A 17,648-nucleotide genomic window follows, 5' to 3' on the forward strand; every position below is an offset into this window, starting at 1 on the left:
TTTAATATTGATAAGTATATTCTTATAATTTAGAATGTATTATGATAACGTTGTGTTTTTGTGTTCTCCCGCAGACCGATGGCACACCCGGAAAGGGTTGGAGATCGGGAGGTTGAAAAATGAAACTGTTATACCATGTCGAAGAAAAATCCGGTTATCAAAGCGTGATCGATGAGTCTTGTGATGTCCTTGAATACAACCGTTTCGATTTCCTGCGTTTGGGCCGGGGAGAAACCTGGCGCGGGGAAACGGGGGATTATGAAACGGTGCTGGTCATTCTCGGCGGAAAAGCCACGTTTACCGTGGAAGGGCTAACATGGGAACAGGTCGGTCGACGGGAAAATGTGTTTTCCGGAAAGGCGACAGCTCTCTACGTACCGATCCGTACGGCGTTTTCAGTGACGGAAGCCGGAGGGGGAACGCTGCAGATCGGGGTTTGCAAAGTGAAGGCGGAGCAAAAATTTCAACCGTTTCTGGTCGAACCGGAAGAGATCGTCGTTCATCACCGCGGCAAAGAGACTTGGAAACGGGAGGTACACGACATTATCGCCGACAATGGAGAAGGGCGCGTCCAGCGGATCGTGCTCGGCGAAACCTACGGTGAACCCGGCGGGTGGTCCAGCTATCCGCCGCACAAACATGACGAAAACAGCGAGACGGAAGTGAAAATGGAAGAAATCTATTATTTTCAGATGGAGCCGCAGCAAGGTTTTGGCGTGCAGCTCGTCTACACCGAGGACGGTGAGGTAAACGAATCCTTCATCATTCGTCACGGAGATGCGGTCGCCCTGCATAAGGGATACCATCCGGTGGCCGCGGCGGGCGGTTACAAAATCTACTACCTCTGGTTCCTTGGCGGTGGTGATGGACGCCGCCTCAAACCTTTTGACCAGCCGGCACATAAATGGCTGCTGCAGGATTGAAAGCGGATCCGACCGGCTATTTTCAAGTGCGAGATGGCAGAGAACGTGCTCGCCTGTAAGTTGAAGGGAAAGATCGAGACTTGGCTCTTTGCAGTCAAGTCTTTTTTTATGCCCGATGATCACAACCCGATGACGGAAACAAATTGAACCAAATCACTGACCGGGACACGTAACCACAACGGACTCTTTTTCATAAATATGAAGCAGATTTGAGCAAAGGCAAAAGATGCCGGTTCAGTGATGTTCCGGCGCAAGCATTCATTGCATAAGCGGAGGTTGCTGATCATGGATGATTTTAAAAAACAAATTCAAAAATTAAGCGTGGACAGTTTTAAGCCCGGGGAGTTGGAGACTTGGGAATACCCTGAATATCCCTACTATTATGATGCGGAAGTATCACAAAGGTGCTGGAGATGCGGAGGATGTTTCCGATGCGGCGGTTGCGGCAGGTGCTTCGGCTGTGGCGGTTGCGTTGGATGTTTTGCGTGTGTATTTCCTATTTTTTAGACTTGAAAACAGCATTGTCCCCCAATTGGTTGACTCTGCCAGCCGGCTGCCCGGCTCGCAGGGTTTTTTTCAGATCAACAGGAAAGAGGACAAATTACTGCAGATAAGATATCAATGAACGGGAAATGATGCGGGGCAAAACAGACCCGCGGTGAGGAGGAGTGGAATGACCGGTTTGAAGCCTTCCATGCGTTTGAAAGTGAAGGGGGACACGTTTTTTTTCCCGGATGCCAAAGGAGGGGTGTACTTTCGGAATAACTCATGCTCATTCCGGATTGAAGGCGAAACGGTCGATCAGTGGATGGAAAAGCTGCTGCCGATGTTTAACGGCGAGCACACCTTGAAGGATTTAACAGACGGATTGCCGGAGGCGTACCGCAACCGGGTGTATGAAATAGCGGAAGTATTGTGCCAAAACGGCTTTGTGCGGGATGTGAGCGAAGATCGTCCGCACCAATTAACCGATGAAGTGCGGCAAAAATTTGCTTCGCAGATTGAATTTCTGGATACGTTGGCCGACTCCGGCGCTTCCCGTTTTGAGTCCTATCGCCGGGCCAAAGTGTTGGCAGTCGGCTGCGGCCCGATGTTGGCCTCATTAACGCAGGCCTTGCTGGAATCCGGATTGCCCCGGTTGCGTCTGCTGGTAACCGGCTCACATCCAACCAATCGCGAGCGCTTGTTTGAATTGGCGTCGCATGCCCGCAAAACCGACCCTGAGGTGGAACTGGAGGAAATTTGCCGGGACAAGGAGGGGCCGGATTTCTGGCGGGAAGCGGTGGATCCGTTTGATTATGTTTTATACGTGTCGCCAGGAAGAGGGCTTGATGAACTGCGGCTGCTTCATGCCATTTGCCGGGAGGAGAAAAAAGTGTTTCTCCCGGCCGTCGGTTTTGCCCGGTTCGGGATGGCGGGGCCGGTGGTGGAACCGGGCGCGGAGGGATGTTGGGAATCGGCGTGGCGGCGTCTGCACCGGAACGCGATTGGCAAAGAAACTGGGCAAAATGCATTCCCGTCGACCGCCGGGGCGCTGTTGGCCAATGTGATCGTGTTCGCCTTGTTCAAAACTGTTACCGGCGTGGCTCAGGCGGAAGAGAAAAATAAATTATTTTTGCTGAATCCGGATACATTGGAAGGAAGCTGGCACTCGTTTTTCCCCCATCCATTGGTGGCCGGACACAGGGAACCAACATGGGTTCAGGAGCCTGTTCAGCAGTTGGAAGAGAGTGCGGGCAGCGGGGCAGGAACGGATTTGTTTTCTTATTTCAATCACCTGACATCGGTGGAATCGGGAATTTTCCACGTTTGGGGAGAAGGAGACCTGAAACAGCTTCCGTTGTCCCAGTGCCGCATCCAGGCGGTGAATCCGCTGTCGGACGGGCCGGCAGAACTCTTGCCGGAAATCATCTGTTCCGGGCTGACGCATGAAGAAGCGCGAAGGGAAGCCGGTTTGGCCGGAGTCGAGGCATATGTATCTCAAATGACCGGTTTGCTCGTAAAGGATGGCATCATCCAGCCGCAGGAATTTGTCGGTGTCGGCGCAGGAACAACCGTTGCCGAAGCGTTCTGTCGCGGATTGCAAAAGTGCCTGGCTGATGAACTGGTGAAGCAACTGATGGAACGGCGGCCTGTTGTTGTTCCGGTGCAGTTGCCGGAGGTCAGCGATGAACGCTCCCAGTTTTTTTTGCAAGCATTGACAACCTTGCACGGGGAAGCGGTGATCGGTTTGGGCGAAAGCGTATGCGGGTTTCCGGTGGTTTGGATCGGTACGGGAGGCAGATGGATTGGCAGTGCCGGCTTGAATGAGACCATGGCCTTGCGAACGGCATTGCAACAGGCCGTGCAAAGAGAACAAAATCAAACGGAGTGCGGGGGAATCAAAACAGCAGAAGTTTCATCTGTCCTATTACGGGATCAGGAACCGCATCACCTGCGGTTGCCTTCCTGCGGGGAATCCTCATCACAATTGTGGCAATCTGCCTCTCAGATTCTGACACAGAACGGCTGGGAGGTTTTCGTCTTGGATTTGGCACTGGAACCCTTTTTACAGAAAGCACTGGCAGGAGTGTTTGGCGTGTTGCTAAGGAGGGGGGAGACAAGATGAGCGCGGTGGTGTTGGTAGTCGGAGATGGACTTTTGGCGGACATGGTGTGTGAAGAGATCTCACTCCGATACCGGATCGTTCGGAAAAGCAATTTAACAACAGGCGTGCCGGAAACAGCAGAGATGGCTTTGATGCTGCACGATTCCTGGGATCCCTCCGTTTATGCCGTGGCCGAGGAGGTGTTTTCATCTGCCGGGATTTCCTGGTTGCGCGGCTTCGCTTTCTTTGGCGAAGGTGTGGTCGGGCCGCTGGTTCGCCCGGGTGTGCCGGGATGTACCCGCTGCGCTGATGCAAGGCGGATGATGGCGAGAACGGATCGCACTGAGATATTGGAACTTCAGCAACGCCTTGCAGACATCGGGGGACTTAAACGTGACGCATGGGCATCGCGCTCCGCCCTGTTGCAGATGGTTCACGTTCTGACGGAGGAAACACACAGAGTTTTGCAAGGAAAAGAGTCCCATTTACAAGAACATCTCTATTTGCTCAATCTGAGAACGCTCCAAAGCTCTCGTCACTTTTTCCATCCCGACCCGCTGTGCCCGGTTTGCAGTCGATTGCCCGATGATTCCCCGGCTGCGGCGCGCCTTTCCCTGAAACCGAATCCGAAAATCAGCGCGGACAGTTACCGCTGCCGTTCGCTTGATGATCTGAAGGAATGTCTGGCCAGGGACTATCTGGATCACCGTACCGGTCTCTTTAATGGAAAAATGATCGATTCTGTCACGCCGTTCGCAGTTGTGGGGGTAAACATGCCCTTGCTCCGGGGAGATGAGACATCGGCAGGCCGGACCCATTCCTATGCGGAGAGCGAAATGACGGCGATTTTGGAGAGCCTGGAGCGGTATTGCGGCATCACCCCCCGTGGCAAACGGATGACAGTTCATGACAGTTACCGCAATCTGGAAAGTCAGGCGCTCAATCCGCTGAAGGTGGGGGTGCACGCGCCGGAACAATATGAGGAGCTGATTTTTCCCTTTAAACCGTTTGATCCTGACCGTTCGATGGATTGGGTATGGGGCTATTCATTTACCGAGGAACGTCCGATTCTCGTGCCAAAACTGCTTGCCTATTACAGCCTGGGCTTTGAGGATGGCTTTGTTTATGAAACGTCCAACGGGTGCGCTGTGGGCGGAAGTTTGGAAGAGGCGATCTTTTACGGCATTTTGGAAGTGGTCGAACGCGATTCATTCCTGATTACCTGGTACGCGCAATTGCCGCTCCCGCGTCTTGATCCGTATTCTGCGGAGGATCGGGAATTGCGATTAATGGTCGATCGCATCAGAGCGGTGGCCGGGTATGATGTCCATCTGTTTAACGCGACGATGGAACACGGGATTCCCGGTGTGTGGGCATTGGCCAAAAACCGGAAACCAAAGGGCATGAATCTCCTCTGTGCGGCCGGCGCCCATCCGGATCCGGTCCGGGCAGCAAAAAGCGCGATTCACGAGCTGGCAGGCATGATGCTCAATCTGGATGAGAAGCTGGAAGCGAACCGTGACAAGTGCATGCGAATGTATCGCGATCCTTACCTGGTGCAACAGATGGAGGATCATTCCCTGCTTTACGGGCTGCCCGAAGCGGAAGAGCGCCTGCGGTTTTTGCTGGATGAAAATCGGCCGCTGCGAACATTTGCTGAGGAATTCCAACGGGAGGAGTGGTATCCGGATTTGACTGATGATCTGAAGAGGATAATAAAAAAGCTTCGCCGCGTGAATCTTGATGTGATTGTGGTCGACCAAACGACACCGGAATTAAGGCGCAATGGCCTGTTTTGCGTGAAAGTGCTGATTCCGGGAATGTTGCCGATCACGTTCGGGCATCATCTGGTGCGCTTGACCGGGTTGGATAGGGTATTGCAGGTTCCGGCCGAACTGGGGTATGCCAAACGGCGGCTGACCCCTGATCAGCTCAATCCGCATCCGCATCCGTTTCCATAAACCGCATTCGGGAGAGATAAGGATGAATCTGGATGAGTTTCTGCAGTCGCTGCATTTTGATGTCGACAAAGTCAGGCCGCCGGACTGTAAGGTGGACTGGGAGGATGCACCGCTTCCCTATAAACTTTATCAGGATTTGCCTGCGATCCCCCTGTCATCGGAAGTTCCGCTGTCGCTCATCGGAGGAGAAGCGCCCGTGCAGCCCCGTCTTCGCGAAATGGGACATTTTCTCTGGTATGGATACGGGCTCACCCAATGTTCCCAGCCTGCTTATGCACTCGATTCCACGGGAAAAGGCCGGGGACCGATGCACCGCAGCCGCCGGTTTGTTCCCTCAGGAGGGGCGTTGTATCCAAACGAATTGTATCTCTATTTGAAGATGGAAGAGGTGCCGGACGGAATCTACCATTATGATGTGGCACATCACCGGCTTGTCTTGTTGCGCGAGGGGAATTTTGATTCCTATTTGCTCCGGGCGCTCGGCAACCGCTGCGATTGGTCGTCATGTTTTGCCACGGTTTTTGTTTCAGCCGTCTTTTGGAAAAATTTTTTTAAATACAATTACTTTTCCTATCGGCTGCAAGGGTTGGATGCCGGCGCACTGATCGGTCAGTTGCTGGAATTGGCAAAACGGTTCGGCTTCGTCTCCGGCGTCTGCTTCCAATTTCTCGATCGGGCTGTGAACCATCTGCTCGGGTTAAGTGAACAAGAGGAAAGTGTATATGCCGTGATTCCGCTGTCACTGCAGCCGGTGGACGCTTGGTTTGCCGGGGGATCGGACGGAGACGGGCAGGTCAGGGACAGGGAATTGTGCCGGGAATTGCCGGAAATACGGCACCGGCATTTCATTCGCTCGCGGAAGGTAAAACCGTATCCGATGCTGGTGAAGATGAATCAGGCGGCGATGTTGGAAACCATGCCGTCGTTTCAACGGCCGGCCGGCGGGAAGCGCGTCAGCGGTGAGGGGCCGTCACTCACTTTGCCTGAGGCGGACCGATTGTCATATGATCTGGCAGCGGCCTGCCGAAAGCGGTACTCACCTGGCATGGATTTCTTTTTGGGCAAAGTGTGCCAACATCAACTGGCTGCTCTGCTTAAAGAGGCAACCGTTTCCTTCGCCTATCGCAATGATTTGGATGCATCACAGGAAAAAGCCAGGCCTCGTATCTCGCTTGCAGGCTGTTTTTATGGCGTTGAAGGCATCCCGGATGGTGCCTATCGCTATGACAGCGAGGCTCATGCTTTGCAATTGCTGCAGCCCGGAGATCATCGGTTCAGTTTGCAACAGGGAATGACCTTGCACAATGTCAATCTGTTCCAGGTTCCCCTCTGCCTGCATGTGACCGGAGACCGGAATCATTTGAAGGAGGCACTTGGATACAGGGGATATCGCATCCAACAGATGGAAGCGGGCATGCTGATGCAGCGATTATTGTTGGCGGCGTCGGCGCTCGGGATGGGAGGACATCCGCTTCTCGGATTTGATGTGAACCTTAGTGACGGGCTTTACGGGATGAAATCGCGAGGAGAAACATGCCTGTTGCAGATTCCGGTCGGTCCTGTCCGTCCTCATCCGCAACTGCAAGGAAATCTTCATGCTTAGAGAAGAATAGGAGAATTGCACAGGAATATATGCCTGCGGCAGGTTATGCCAGGACATAGCTTTATCGCAGAGATTGCAAAGATGGCTTGCACTCGTCGCGTCATGTTTTCCGTTTAATCCTTTGTGTGCGGTTCTCCGGCGTTGATGACGGCCAAAGTTTTGTGCCAATCCACATTCCCGGGCCTCCCGGTTCTCCCTTCACTTTTTTGCGCTTTCTTTCCTTGTCGCTAACCAAGAGGAACACCGGTTCAGCTGTGGCTGTGATTGTCGATTGTTTGCCAAACCATGATACAAATGATCAGCCATGCTCCTCCGGCGACAAAACCGGCGATGACATCACTGGGAAAATGAACCCGCAGATAAACCCGGCTCAAGCCAATCAAAAAAATGAGCATTCCTGTAAAGGCCGGCAAAGGCCAAGAACATTTCCCTTGCTTTTGCCGGCTTCGCCAGATGCAATAGCCCAGCATGCCGTAAAACGAAGCGGCTGCCATCGCGTGCCCGCTGGGAAAACTGTATCCGCCGGCTTCGACCAGATGCGGGAGCGTAGGGCGGGAACGGTGAAATATCTCTTTCAGGAAGAGGTTTAATAATTCGCTCCCGGACAGGCTGATCGCCAACATCACGGCTTGCCAGTGCTTTTTGGAGCGGAAGAGCAGCCAGGCCACTGTTCCCAATAACAAAGGAACCTCTACAAAGGCCGAGCCCAGAGTGGTAATCCAGACTGCTGCTGTTGTTACTCCCGGTTCGGTAAAGCGGTAGATCCACTCACCGATGATGGTGTCAAACAGCTTTAGTTTACCGTGTATGAGATCTTCAGATAATGCGGCAAAAGTTCCCAAGAGCGACATGAACATCAGCATTTCCCAGAGGAACTGCTTTTTCTTTTTGCTGAGCGAAGAGAGGAAACTGATGAGGATTTTATCCGATTTGGCCATCGCTGATCAACCTTCTTGCATTTTATATGTTCTTACTGTAGACAAAGGACACCGGCGAAAGATAAAAAAGTTCATACTTGACCCGTTTTCATGAAGAAATTCCTCTTTTTTGCAATAAACCCGGGACAGAAACCATGCCTGTCATCAATCGGAAGAATTTTTTTGTTTTCACGTGAACTTATTTTGTTCATTTGGTGTCTTTGCAGATGTACAAACGGAAAGAAAAAAGAAGGAGAGGTTGGCTTTGGATTACAGACTGTTTCAATATATCAATGGATTGGCGGGGCATAACGCAGTGCAGGACCATGTTTTTGAGGCGCTCAGCTCTTATGGTCCCTACGTTTGTGTGCTCGTCGTCATGATCATGGCACTTCGTCCCGCTACGCGCCTGGCCGCCGTATTTGGTTTTGTGTCACCCTGTGTGGCGATGGCGGTGAATTTTTTAATCGGAGTTCTATATAATCGGCCGCGTCCGTTTGTCACTCACCATGTCCATTTGTTATTGCCTCACGATCCCAACGCCTCTTTTCCCAGCGACCATACGGCCGGAGCGGTGGCGATTGCGATGGCGCTTTGGTTCTTTAGCAGAAAAGCTGGGGTGCCTATGTTTCTGTTGGCTTTGCTGATCGGGTTCTCCCGCATTTATGTAGGACATCATTATCCGACGGATGTTCTGGGAGGTCTGGCAGTCGGCGTTGTGAGTGCGATTATCGTCCATCAGGCGGGAACCAAACTGGTCAAACGTTATCTTCCTTCAATGGTAAAAGAAAAAGAAGAAGCAGCCTGATCAAAAACGGGATGTCAACGGCCTGGTTCTGGATTTGAACCAGGCTTTTTCCGTGAAGTGCATTGCAGTCCGGTCATGGTGCGCGCTTTTCTCCTGATTCCCCAAGATTTTCAAGGAGACTTGAGTGTACCGGGAACTTTTATCTCCCGGTTGTGCCGGTCTGTGTACCTGGGTGGTATTCATGCAGTACGGATTTGCAGGGGATAATTCTCGTAGATCCTTTTTTTTGCCAGGTGAGTTGCCAGTGTGAACTTTTTTGCTTGACGTACTGTCTTTACGTTAAAAGAAAAGGATGACCGGAACGGGAATGGAGGCAAGAGTGGAGGGAGTGTGGTGGATCAAAGTTTAACCCAACTTATCAAACAGGTGAAACAGGGAGATAAACAGGCATTTGCCCGGCTGGTGGACCGATATAAGCGTCAGGTTTTTTATCAGGCCTATGCTATGCTTAAGGATAGGGAAGATGCGGAAGACATTGCACAAGAAGCTTTTATTAAGGCCTTTTTTTCCATGAATCAACTGGAAAGCGCCTATGCGTTTACAGCTTGGTTAAGCCGGATCGTTTATAATCTGTGTCAAGACCGGATCAAACAAAGAGAAAAACAGAGGCGGGTGATCAGGGAATGGATTCATGAACAGAGAGACCGGATCAGTCATTCGGGAAACCAGATTGAGCAGAAACAAGTGCAGCTCGATTTAAAATGCGCCCTCCAAAGGTTGACTCTGGAGCACCGTACGATTCTGGTGTTGAGGGAGATTCAGGGCTTGTCCTATCGGGAGATCAGCGAAATCATCGGTGTTCCGGAAGGGACCGTCAAGTCTCGCATACATAACGCGCGCCTTGCTTTACGCGCGGAATTGGAAAAAGAGGGGGGTTTAAAGTGAATCATGTGAAAGAGATGCTCTCTGCTTATATGGATCATGAACTGCCAGCAAGCGAAAAAGAAGAAGTGGAGAAACATCTGCAAACATGCTCCGATTGCCGGGATGCTCTAGATCGGTTAATGGAGATGAAAATGCTTTTGGCGCAGTCTCTGGAAGAGATCGAGATTCCGGAAGCTTTTACCAATAAGGTCATGTTGACCATTGATCAGCGGGAGCAGGTCATGATCAGCAGGGAAGATACAAGAAGAAGACCGTCCCTGTTTTCCAATCGGGCGTTGCAACGGGGTGTGATTGCCAGCATCTTGCTTTTGTTTATCGCCGACGGCGTGCTGATGTCAGCATTTGCGTTTCTGTTGTCCTTTCAATTCCTCAGCTTTTTCGTGGGCTTGTCGCATGCGGTGTTGACGTTGATTACGGCTCTCCCCTATATTGGAACCATTGTTTCCGTCACTTCCTTGCTGGTCATCCCGCTTTTCGGATGGTGTCTGTGGCAACTGTTAAGCTCGAAAAAGGTGGAACTATGGTCATGAAACAAAAAGTGCTTCTGTTGTTGTCCCTCTGTCTATGTATTCTGGTGTGGGCTCTGCCGGCCAGCGCGAACGCACTCCATCCGGTTTTTCAACCGGGAAATACACTTTTCTCCGATGATAATATCACGATCGGACCGCAGGAGTCGATTGAACACGTGGTCGACCTTGGCGGAAATGTGACCATTGCCGGAAGAGTGCATGAGGTAGTCGTCATCGGCGGCAACCTCCATCTTCAAAAAAGTGCCCGGGTACGGGATTTCATCTTGGTAATCGGCGGTTCTGTCACACAAGAGCCGGGAACGATTACCACTGACAGTTTATTTCACATCGGGACGAACAACCAGATTGTGAACAGTTTGCTGATCACCGGCACCACCCTGTTTGGCTTATGGTTTTTCCAATTGTCACTGAGCTTGGTCCTCATCCTTCTCTCCATCGGTGCCGCGGTATTTTGGCAAAAGAGGATGGAAGCGTTTATTCAGCCCATCCGGCTGGATTTTAAGAGGCTGATGCTGATCGGATTTGCTGCCGGTCTCCTGCTTGTTGCCGTGGGAAGCGTGCTTATCCTCAGTATCATCGGACTGCCGCTCGCGCTGGCTTTGTTCCTTTTGGTCATCGTTTTTACGGTGATCGGTTTGACTGCCGTTTCCATGATGATCGGGGGGCAGTTTCCGTCTGCACATGAACGGCAACCATGGTTAAATGCAGCGATCGGGTCGGTATTGATCGTGGCTCTGCTCAATTTTCCCCTGATCGGTTTTTTCATTTTCCTGGGGCTTTATTGGCTGGCTTTGGGACTTCTGACTACCTGGCTGTGGGAAAAAAAGAAGATGTTGTTCAAATAGAAGCGTTAAAAAAGCATCCGGGATCGCAACATTTATCCGGATGCTTTTTTATTTCTGATGACATATCTCCATACGCCTCAGAAAGTGATCCGATCGAATTTTGCTTCGCGGGCCGGACGGATGGACTTCGGCTACCAAAAGGGGGAGATGATATGGATCTTGAATATCCTTAATATGGATTTAAAGAGAATATTTAAATGTCAGGTTTGTTTTAATTGAAAGGGTGGGAATGTTTAAGAGGCTGAAGCAAGAAAAGCGGGTCTTGCCAAGTTCTCAGGTCGGAGGGAGTCAGGATGCATCAAGTCCATTTGCTTGAGATCGAATTTGAAAATGACGGACTGAAGCAAGTTTATACACCGGTTCTGATTCAGGATGAGCATGAAATGATTCTGATTGATTGCGGGTATCCAAATTCCGGGGATCATCTTGAAAAGGCGGCGGAACAAGCCGGTGTTTCGTTATCGGGCCTGACCAGGGTCATTGTGACACATCATGATCTTGATCATGCGGGGGCATTGTCCGGTCTGAAGAAAAAGTATCCGCACATTGAAATTATTGCGCATGAACTGGAACGGCCTTACATCGAAGGAAAGAAAAAGTCTCTGCGACTCGAACAAGCAGAAGCCATGCTTGCCGTTATCAAAAATGAAGAGAAGGCTGATGCTGAACGATTCATTTCCTTTTTGCAAACTTATGAGCCGGCAACAGTTGACCGTACGGTCGTGGCTGGTGAGCGATTGCCCTGGTGCGGCGGCATTGAGATTGTCCATACGCCGGGTCACATGCCGGGGCATATCTCGCTGTATTTGCTGTTCAGCAAAACGATGATCGCCGGAGACGCCGTTGTGGTGGAACACGGAAGGCTGAACATTGCAAATCCGCAGTACACGTTGGATATGGAAGAAGCGCTGCGTTCTGTCCGGCGATTGCTTGACTACGACATTGATCATCTGATCTGTTATCACGGAGGCACATTCCATGGCGATATTAAAAATGCGTTGAAACAACTGATTCAGGATGATGCTTTGTAGCATTGGATTCATCCGGCAAACCGATGCAGAACCAGCCAATCTTTGCAGACCGATGGCCCGGGAGCGAAGCTTGTTTACGATAAGTACAAATTGTTGAAAGACTTAATGTAATGTATTTCCACCGTTTCCAAATTGATGATCTCGGACTTATTGATTATAATCACGGAGAGAGAAGATTGGCTGAATGTCGTTATTTTGATTGGAGTGGTTTTGTGTTTAATATTATCGTAGCTTATGATCAGAACAGGGGAATTGGCAAAGACAACAAATTGCCTTGGAACATTCCGGATGATCTGAAGCACTTTCAACAAATGACTCTCGGGAAGACGGTTATAATGGGAAGAAAAACGTACGAGTCAATTGGCCAACCTCTGGAAGGAAGAGCAAATATCGTACTTACCTCAAGCTGGGGTAATGTGGAACATGATCCATTGAAGCAACAAAACATTACGATATTCAAAGATCCGGAACCCATTCTCAACATGAATAACCAGGAAGATATGTTTATCATCGGCGGACAAAAGATCTTTGAACTCTTTCTTCCGCACGTAAAACGGATCTATGCCACGGAGATACATGACACTTTTGACTGTGATACGTTTTTCCCGGAATTCAAACACCTTGATTTTAAAGAAATTGAAAGAAAGCCAGGATCAGTGGATGAGGAAAATCAGATTCCTCATGATTTTGTTGTTTATGAAAGGAGTCCGGAATAACCGGACTCCTTTCATAATTATTCTTTGCGTGCCCGGAAGACCTCTGACCTCTGGCTTCAGCCATGGGGATGAGAGTGCGTCAGACGTGGGAGTGAATACGCAACGATCTTTTGTTCTCTTTTTTTGTACCTGTTTAATTGGAAATCATTGTTGTAAATCGGCAATGGATGAAGAATGTTTAAACTGTTCAAAGTGATCGAAACGCCATGTACGACTGACCAATCCCTTCCTTTTGGATAACCCCTTGCAAAATCGTTCGAAACTCCGGCATGACCCAACGGTGAAAAAATATTTCTTATCTGAACTTTTCTTCCCACTGGGAAGTCTTTTTTTATTGGTTCCGAAAACTGATTAATCGGATCACGTGATGGATTAGTTTCCTATTTGAGAAATAATAAAGAAAGGTGAAAAAGAATGCAGCAAATGATAAAAAAACATTGGATACAAAACAAGAAGGAACGCAAATGGGTATATGCCGCACTGGGGTTCGCTGCGGCCATTGTCTTTATCGGGCTGTGGAGAATAGCTCATATTTCCCTGTATGCCTTGCATACCCTTCAATTTAAATCTTCATTTAAGAATTTCGGTTCGTTGGCGAGAATTGCGCTTTTTATTGTTTTAGCTTATTATGTTTGTCTTTTCATCCTGCAAAAACGATTGGCAGAACGTTGGGGTTTTCTTAAAAAATGGGTGATATCCATGTCTCGCGTGGCTCGAAGTTTGCATACGCCTGTTGCGATCATTGCAATGGGGCTGATCATTCTTCATGTGGTGGGAGCTTTTCTTTATGGTTTTCGGTTCGATTTCAACAATCTCAGCGGGTTGCTTGCATTGTTCGCTTTGCTGCCTGTGCCCGTTTCCGGCTTGTTTCGGTATCGAAGATTGGATCGAAAATGGCATTTGCGGTTAGGATTGGCTTTCGCTGTTTTGTTTTTGATTCATGCATTTTTGTAAAAGTCAATGTCCGCCTGTCACATGGGAACCGTCTTGGCTGGTTATTCTTCTTTCGGTTGTTCCGATCTGAAGAAACCGGCTTTTTTATGTCGGTTAACAGGAGTGGCCAGAAAGGGCACGGCTGCTTCTTAGATAAAACCTCTGTTGACCCGGATGGTTTGACCCGTGATCCATGAATCTCTCAATTTCCTCCTCTGACTTTCCAACCCTGTCATCTCCATGGATAAGCTTTTCTTCCTTTCCCCTTTTTCGGCAAAAATAATTTTTCTCTTTTCGATCCATGCTTTCTATTCTTATTTTGCGAACAATCATCCACCATTTATGGCTTCGATTGAAGAGGCCTTCCTGCCTTGTAATCCCCGGCGGGTCAGGAGACTAAGGTCCGTCACGCCGATACATAATAGGGATATATCCCATGTTACCTCATCATGTCCGTGATCATACATGGACCATGATGAAATGGGCCGAAATGGACACTTGATTTTTGAACAGGCAGAATCATACAGTTGCAGATATTGCATGTATGTTGCACTTCCCTGATAATACACTTGTAACTTTGAAAGACAGGTGGTATGGAAATGCATACATTGGGATGGATTGGATTGGGTCATATGGGAGCACCGATGGCCATGAATCTTTTGCAAGCAGGATGCAAGGTGAATGTTTATAATCGTTCCCGGGAAAAAACAACGCCTTTGACAGAATCGGGAGCAACCCGGCTGAATTCACCGAAAGAAATCGTGGAGCAATCGGATATTATTTTCATGATGCTGTCAGACTCAAATGCGGTTCGGGCTGTATTAACCCAGGAAAATGGAGTTTTGGCAGCCATGAGGCCAGGTAAAGTGGTCGTGGACATGAGTACAATTTCCCCGGAAGATACCATGTCCTTTGCGAGCATGGTATCAGAAAGGGGCGGCGTGTACCTGGATGCACCCGTGTCCGGTTCAGTGGGAGTTGCAAAAGCAGGCCAATTAGTAATAATTGCGGGAGGGGATCAGCAGGCGATCGAAATTTGCCAGCCTTATTTTAATATTTTAGGTAAGAAAACCATATATTTTGGTTCTAGCGGAAAAGGCAGTTCGGCAAAATTGGCGATTAATTTGTTACTGGGCGTGATCGGACAAGGTATCGGGGAAACCTTAGTATTTGCAGAGAAATCAGGATTGGATAAAGAGAAAGTATTGGATATGATCTCCCAGTCCGCATTGAATACTGCGCTATTCCAAGGCAAGAAAGATATGTACCGCAATGAGGAATTCCCTTCTGCATTTATGGTGGAACTCATGTCCAAAGATTTAGGACTGATCAAAGCTGAAGCAGATCGGATGAACATAACATTGCCGCTTGCTGAAGCAACAAATATTACTTATCGTTCTGCAAAAGAAAATGGAAAAGCAAAATTAGATATGGCAGCCGTTTATTTGGAGTTAAAAGAAAAAAATACAAGATAGAATCAAATAAATGCTCCCTCCGATTTGAGAGGGAGCGGCTCCGAGATCAGAAACCGAAAAGATGAGGTTTGACATATCACGTGTCCAGACGGGTTCGTCATTTGACGGAAGTTAACTCAAGTTGTCTTCCGAATACATTTGCGTTGAGGCATCTGCATTAATTGCAAACTGCTTTCCCCTTCTTCTCGTTTAAACTTCCCGATTTCGCTTCCCGTATCCGAAAGAGTTTCCGGTACCACTTGACCATTTCTGCGTTCTTTCACCAACTTTGCGTACTTCAGTTACCACATCTCATCAAAAATGATTCAAAATACCCGATCTTTCCCCAAAGCGGGTAAAAATCGGGCTTTGGCTTTACCTCATCGATTTATTCAGAAACTGCCAGAGCTTTCTCCCCAACCGTAACTGCGCGGGCCCCAATACGGATATCTGTATGGATACCGATTATATCTTCGCTGACGACGCCAAGGTGAATAAGGGTATCCGGGAGTCATTGGATAGAATGGATACCCCGGAGACCAAGGATAACCGGGAGTTGGATACCCGGGGGGCATGGGGTACTGAGATATCCAGTAAGCGTAATCCATCAAACCACTCCTTTGTATGTTTGCATGATCATTGTATGATCGTCTACCGGTAAAGGAACCAAGTGATTTTCCCAAATTACGGCCCAATCCAAATCCGGCTCCGGTTTGGTTAAGCATAAAATTTACCAGAGTAAATGAGAGAGATGAAAGGCATAATTAATCAAAACTTTCAAAGTGAGGTCATTTCCAATGAAGAAACTGGATAAGAAAACAAATCATGACTATACGACGGAATTTACTTTTGAATTGTATGACCGGGAGCGGAATGGTCAACCAGTGACAAATTCGATCTTGGAATCGTATGGACAGGTCGGAATTTCAAATGAGCGTGATCAGATAAAAAAAGGCCGCAAGTAAGAACCTGCAGCCTTTGCATCGCTTTTCATTTGTCCAAAATGCCTGAGAACAAAAGGGGGTGGGTTATTGCAAATAAGGTTTGGGATTGACAGTATGCCCGTTTTTCCAAACCTCAAAATGCAAGTGATAACCGGTCGCTCCAATAAATCGTCCGTTGTTGCCCACCTCGGCGATTTTTTGGCCGCGGCTTACATGCTGACCGGCATGAACGGTTACAGTGCTTAAAAACATATGGGCGTACCGTGTTTGCAACCCATTTGGATGTTGTATATCAATATACACCCCGTAACCGTCCGGGTCGGAAGTACTTACCCTCAAAACCACACCACTTTCCGCAGCGAAAATGGGGGTTCCTTTCGGCCGCGGAAAATCGTCTCCTTTATGATAGTGATTCCCGCGGAACTGCATATAATTCCAGTACACCATACCCGGTGTGGTCGGCCAGCCCAATTGGCCGCTGCCTGAGTTAAAGTACCCGGCATATTGTTTCAAAACGGCATTTTCTTGCTTTTCATATTCTTCCAATTCGCTTTTGTGTTTGTCCAGCTCAGCTTCATACTGCTTGACTGCTTCATTTGCCTTTTCCATTTCCGCAGTCAGGCTTTTTTGTTTCTCGTTCAATTCAGCTTGCTGTTTCTCCAAATTTTTTTGCACAGTCATGTATTCGTTAAACACCTGATAATCACTTTCGACGATCAAACGCAATACCTCGTATCGTTTGAGGAAGTCACTGAACGAATCGGCTGCAAAGAGCTGGGCCATATAACTGTTGCTCCCTTGCAAATAGATCCGTTTCAGCTTGTTTCCCAAGGATTGCCGTGATTGTTCCAACACTTTTTTGTTTGCTTCGATGCTTTTGTTCAATTTGGCGATCTGATCATTCAAAGCGCCTGCTCTTGCTTCAATTTCATGAATCCCCTTTTGCTTCTCGTCGATCAGTTTTTGGACTTTGGCGATTTCCGCTTTGGATTCACTCTGCTTTGATTTAATATCTTTCAGTTTTTGTTTGCCTTCCTCCGCTTTGGAGGTCGCGTATGCAGTCGGGATGGTTTTTTCCAAAGGTCCGGGAGTCAGACTGATCGTCAGGCAGACCGTCAGCACGGATATGATCAGTTTTCTCTTCATCAACCATCTCCTCTTTCCTGTTGGTATGTAATTGATCTGATTCACCCATTTCTATTACCCTATCATTTTATCAATAAAGATGAAATAGATCGGGTTTTACTCGAAAAATTACCATTTTGTTTGCATTTTATTTATTTCATAAAGGAAAAAACAGGAATTTGTTTGGTAATCAAGTTTATCAGGTAGAAACTTTTGCAAAAATTGGATATACAATTCCCGTCCGGTGGTGAAGTGACGCATTGAATCCCGCAGGAATATTGACAGCTTGTTTCCATATGAAATCAAGGGTTGAGCCGGGGATCGTGAAAACTTCAGAAAAACATGTTGCAGTTGAAAAGCGGATGGTGAATGAGGGGAAACCGGTG

The 17,648-nt window shown here is 48.6% G+C and carries 16 protein-coding genes; 14 read left to right on the forward strand and 2 right to left on the reverse strand.

What is annotated here, in order from left to right; all coding sequences use genetic code 11:
- The first annotated feature begins 119 nt into the window (after positions 1-119).
- From iolB to I8U18_RS01175, 5 genes are all read left to right on the forward strand, one after another.
- On the forward strand, positions 120-923 hold the full coding sequence (iolB, locus tag I8U18_RS01155) for a 5-deoxy-glucuronate isomerase (protein WP_198064401.1): 804 nt from the start codon (positions 120-122) through the stop codon (positions 921-923).
- Positions 924-1,208: 285 nt separating this feature from the next.
- Positions 1,209-1,430 (forward strand): heterocycloanthracin/sonorensin family bacteriocin, encoded by a 222-nt coding sequence (locus tag I8U18_RS01160; protein ID WP_198055243.1) that lies wholly within the window; start codon positions 1,209-1,211, stop codon positions 1,428-1,430.
- A 166-nt stretch (positions 1,431-1,596) separates the two neighbouring features.
- Positions 1,597-3,531, forward strand: a complete 1,935-nt coding sequence (locus tag I8U18_RS01165; RefSeq protein WP_198055244.1) for a putative thiazole-containing bacteriocin maturation protein — start codon at positions 1,597-1,599, stop codon at positions 3,529-3,531.
- Positions 3,528-5,471: a TOMM precursor leader peptide-binding protein gene (locus I8U18_RS01170; RefSeq protein ID WP_033100938.1), complete on the forward strand. Its 1,944-nt coding sequence runs from the start codon at positions 3,528-3,530 to the stop codon at positions 5,469-5,471. The genes I8U18_RS01165 and I8U18_RS01170 overlap by 4 nt, the downstream gene beginning before the upstream one ends.
- Positions 5,472-5,493: 22 nt before the next feature.
- The gene (locus tag I8U18_RS01175) at positions 5,494-7,074 is read left to right on the forward strand and encodes a SagB family peptide dehydrogenase (RefSeq protein ID WP_198058887.1); all 1,581 of its coding nucleotides are present in this window, start codon (positions 5,494-5,496) and stop codon (positions 7,072-7,074) included.
- Positions 7,075-7,322: 248 nt separating this feature from the next.
- Here the strand turns inward: I8U18_RS01175 and I8U18_RS01180 are convergent, their stop codons facing one another.
- The gene (locus I8U18_RS01180; RefSeq protein WP_198055247.1) at positions 7,323-8,012 is read right to left on the reverse strand and encodes a phosphatase PAP2 family protein; all 690 of its coding nucleotides are present in this window, start codon (positions 8,010-8,012) and stop codon (positions 7,323-7,325) included.
- 244 nt (positions 8,013-8,256) lie between these two features.
- On the opposite strand from I8U18_RS01180, the gene I8U18_RS01185 reads away from it, so the two are divergent.
- From I8U18_RS01185 to I8U18_RS01225, 9 genes are all read left to right on the forward strand, one after another.
- Positions 8,257-8,799, forward strand: coding sequence for an undecaprenyl-diphosphatase (locus tag I8U18_RS01185; RefSeq protein WP_198055248.1), 543 nt, complete (start codon positions 8,257-8,259; stop codon positions 8,797-8,799).
- A gap of 333 nt (positions 8,800-9,132) precedes the next feature.
- The gene (locus tag I8U18_RS01190) at positions 9,133-9,684 is read left to right on the forward strand and encodes an RNA polymerase sigma factor (RefSeq protein WP_198055249.1); all 552 of its coding nucleotides are present in this window, start codon (positions 9,133-9,135) and stop codon (positions 9,682-9,684) included.
- Positions 9,681-10,214 (forward strand): anti-sigma factor family protein, encoded by a 534-nt coding sequence (locus I8U18_RS01195; protein ID WP_198055250.1) that lies wholly within the window; start codon positions 9,681-9,683, stop codon positions 10,212-10,214. Before I8U18_RS01190 ends, I8U18_RS01195 begins: the two co-directional genes overlap by 4 nt.
- Positions 10,211-11,059: a bactofilin family protein gene (locus tag I8U18_RS01200; protein ID WP_033100933.1), complete on the forward strand. Its 849-nt coding sequence runs from the start codon at positions 10,211-10,213 to the stop codon at positions 11,057-11,059. The genes I8U18_RS01195 and I8U18_RS01200 overlap by 4 nt, the downstream gene beginning before the upstream one ends.
- A 293-nt stretch (positions 11,060-11,352) precedes the next feature.
- Positions 11,353-12,090: an MBL fold metallo-hydrolase gene (locus I8U18_RS01205; RefSeq protein WP_198055252.1), complete on the forward strand. Its 738-nt coding sequence runs from the start codon at positions 11,353-11,355 to the stop codon at positions 12,088-12,090.
- Positions 12,091-12,266: 176 nt separating this feature from the next.
- On the forward strand, positions 12,267-12,806 hold the full coding sequence (locus tag I8U18_RS01210) for a dihydrofolate reductase (RefSeq protein WP_052154165.1): 540 nt from the start codon (positions 12,267-12,269) through the stop codon (positions 12,804-12,806).
- A gap of 414 nt (positions 12,807-13,220) precedes the next feature.
- The gene (locus I8U18_RS01215) at positions 13,221-13,760 is read left to right on the forward strand and encodes a hypothetical protein (protein WP_198055253.1); all 540 of its coding nucleotides are present in this window, start codon (positions 13,221-13,223) and stop codon (positions 13,758-13,760) included.
- A 578-nt stretch (positions 13,761-14,338) separates the two neighbouring features.
- Positions 14,339-15,214, forward strand: a complete 876-nt coding sequence (locus I8U18_RS01220; protein WP_198058886.1) for an NAD(P)-dependent oxidoreductase — start codon at positions 14,339-14,341, stop codon at positions 15,212-15,214.
- 776 nt (positions 15,215-15,990) lie between these two features.
- Positions 15,991-16,158: a hypothetical protein gene (locus tag I8U18_RS01225; protein ID WP_198058885.1), complete on the forward strand. Its 168-nt coding sequence runs from the start codon at positions 15,991-15,993 to the stop codon at positions 16,156-16,158.
- Between the two features lie 63 nt (positions 16,159-16,221).
- On the opposite strand, the gene I8U18_RS01230 is transcribed toward I8U18_RS01225, so the two are convergent.
- Positions 16,222-17,283 (reverse strand): murein hydrolase activator EnvC family protein, encoded by a 1,062-nt coding sequence (locus I8U18_RS01230; RefSeq protein ID WP_033100929.1) that lies wholly within the window; start codon positions 17,281-17,283, stop codon positions 16,222-16,224.
- Positions 17,284-17,648: the final 365 nt, after the last annotated feature.

The sequence above is a fragment of the Thermoactinomyces sp. CICC 10522 genome, from assembly GCF_016055075.1.
GTDB classification, from domain to species: Bacteria; Bacillota; Bacilli; order Thermoactinomycetales; family Thermoactinomycetaceae; genus Thermoactinomyces_A; species Thermoactinomyces_A daqus.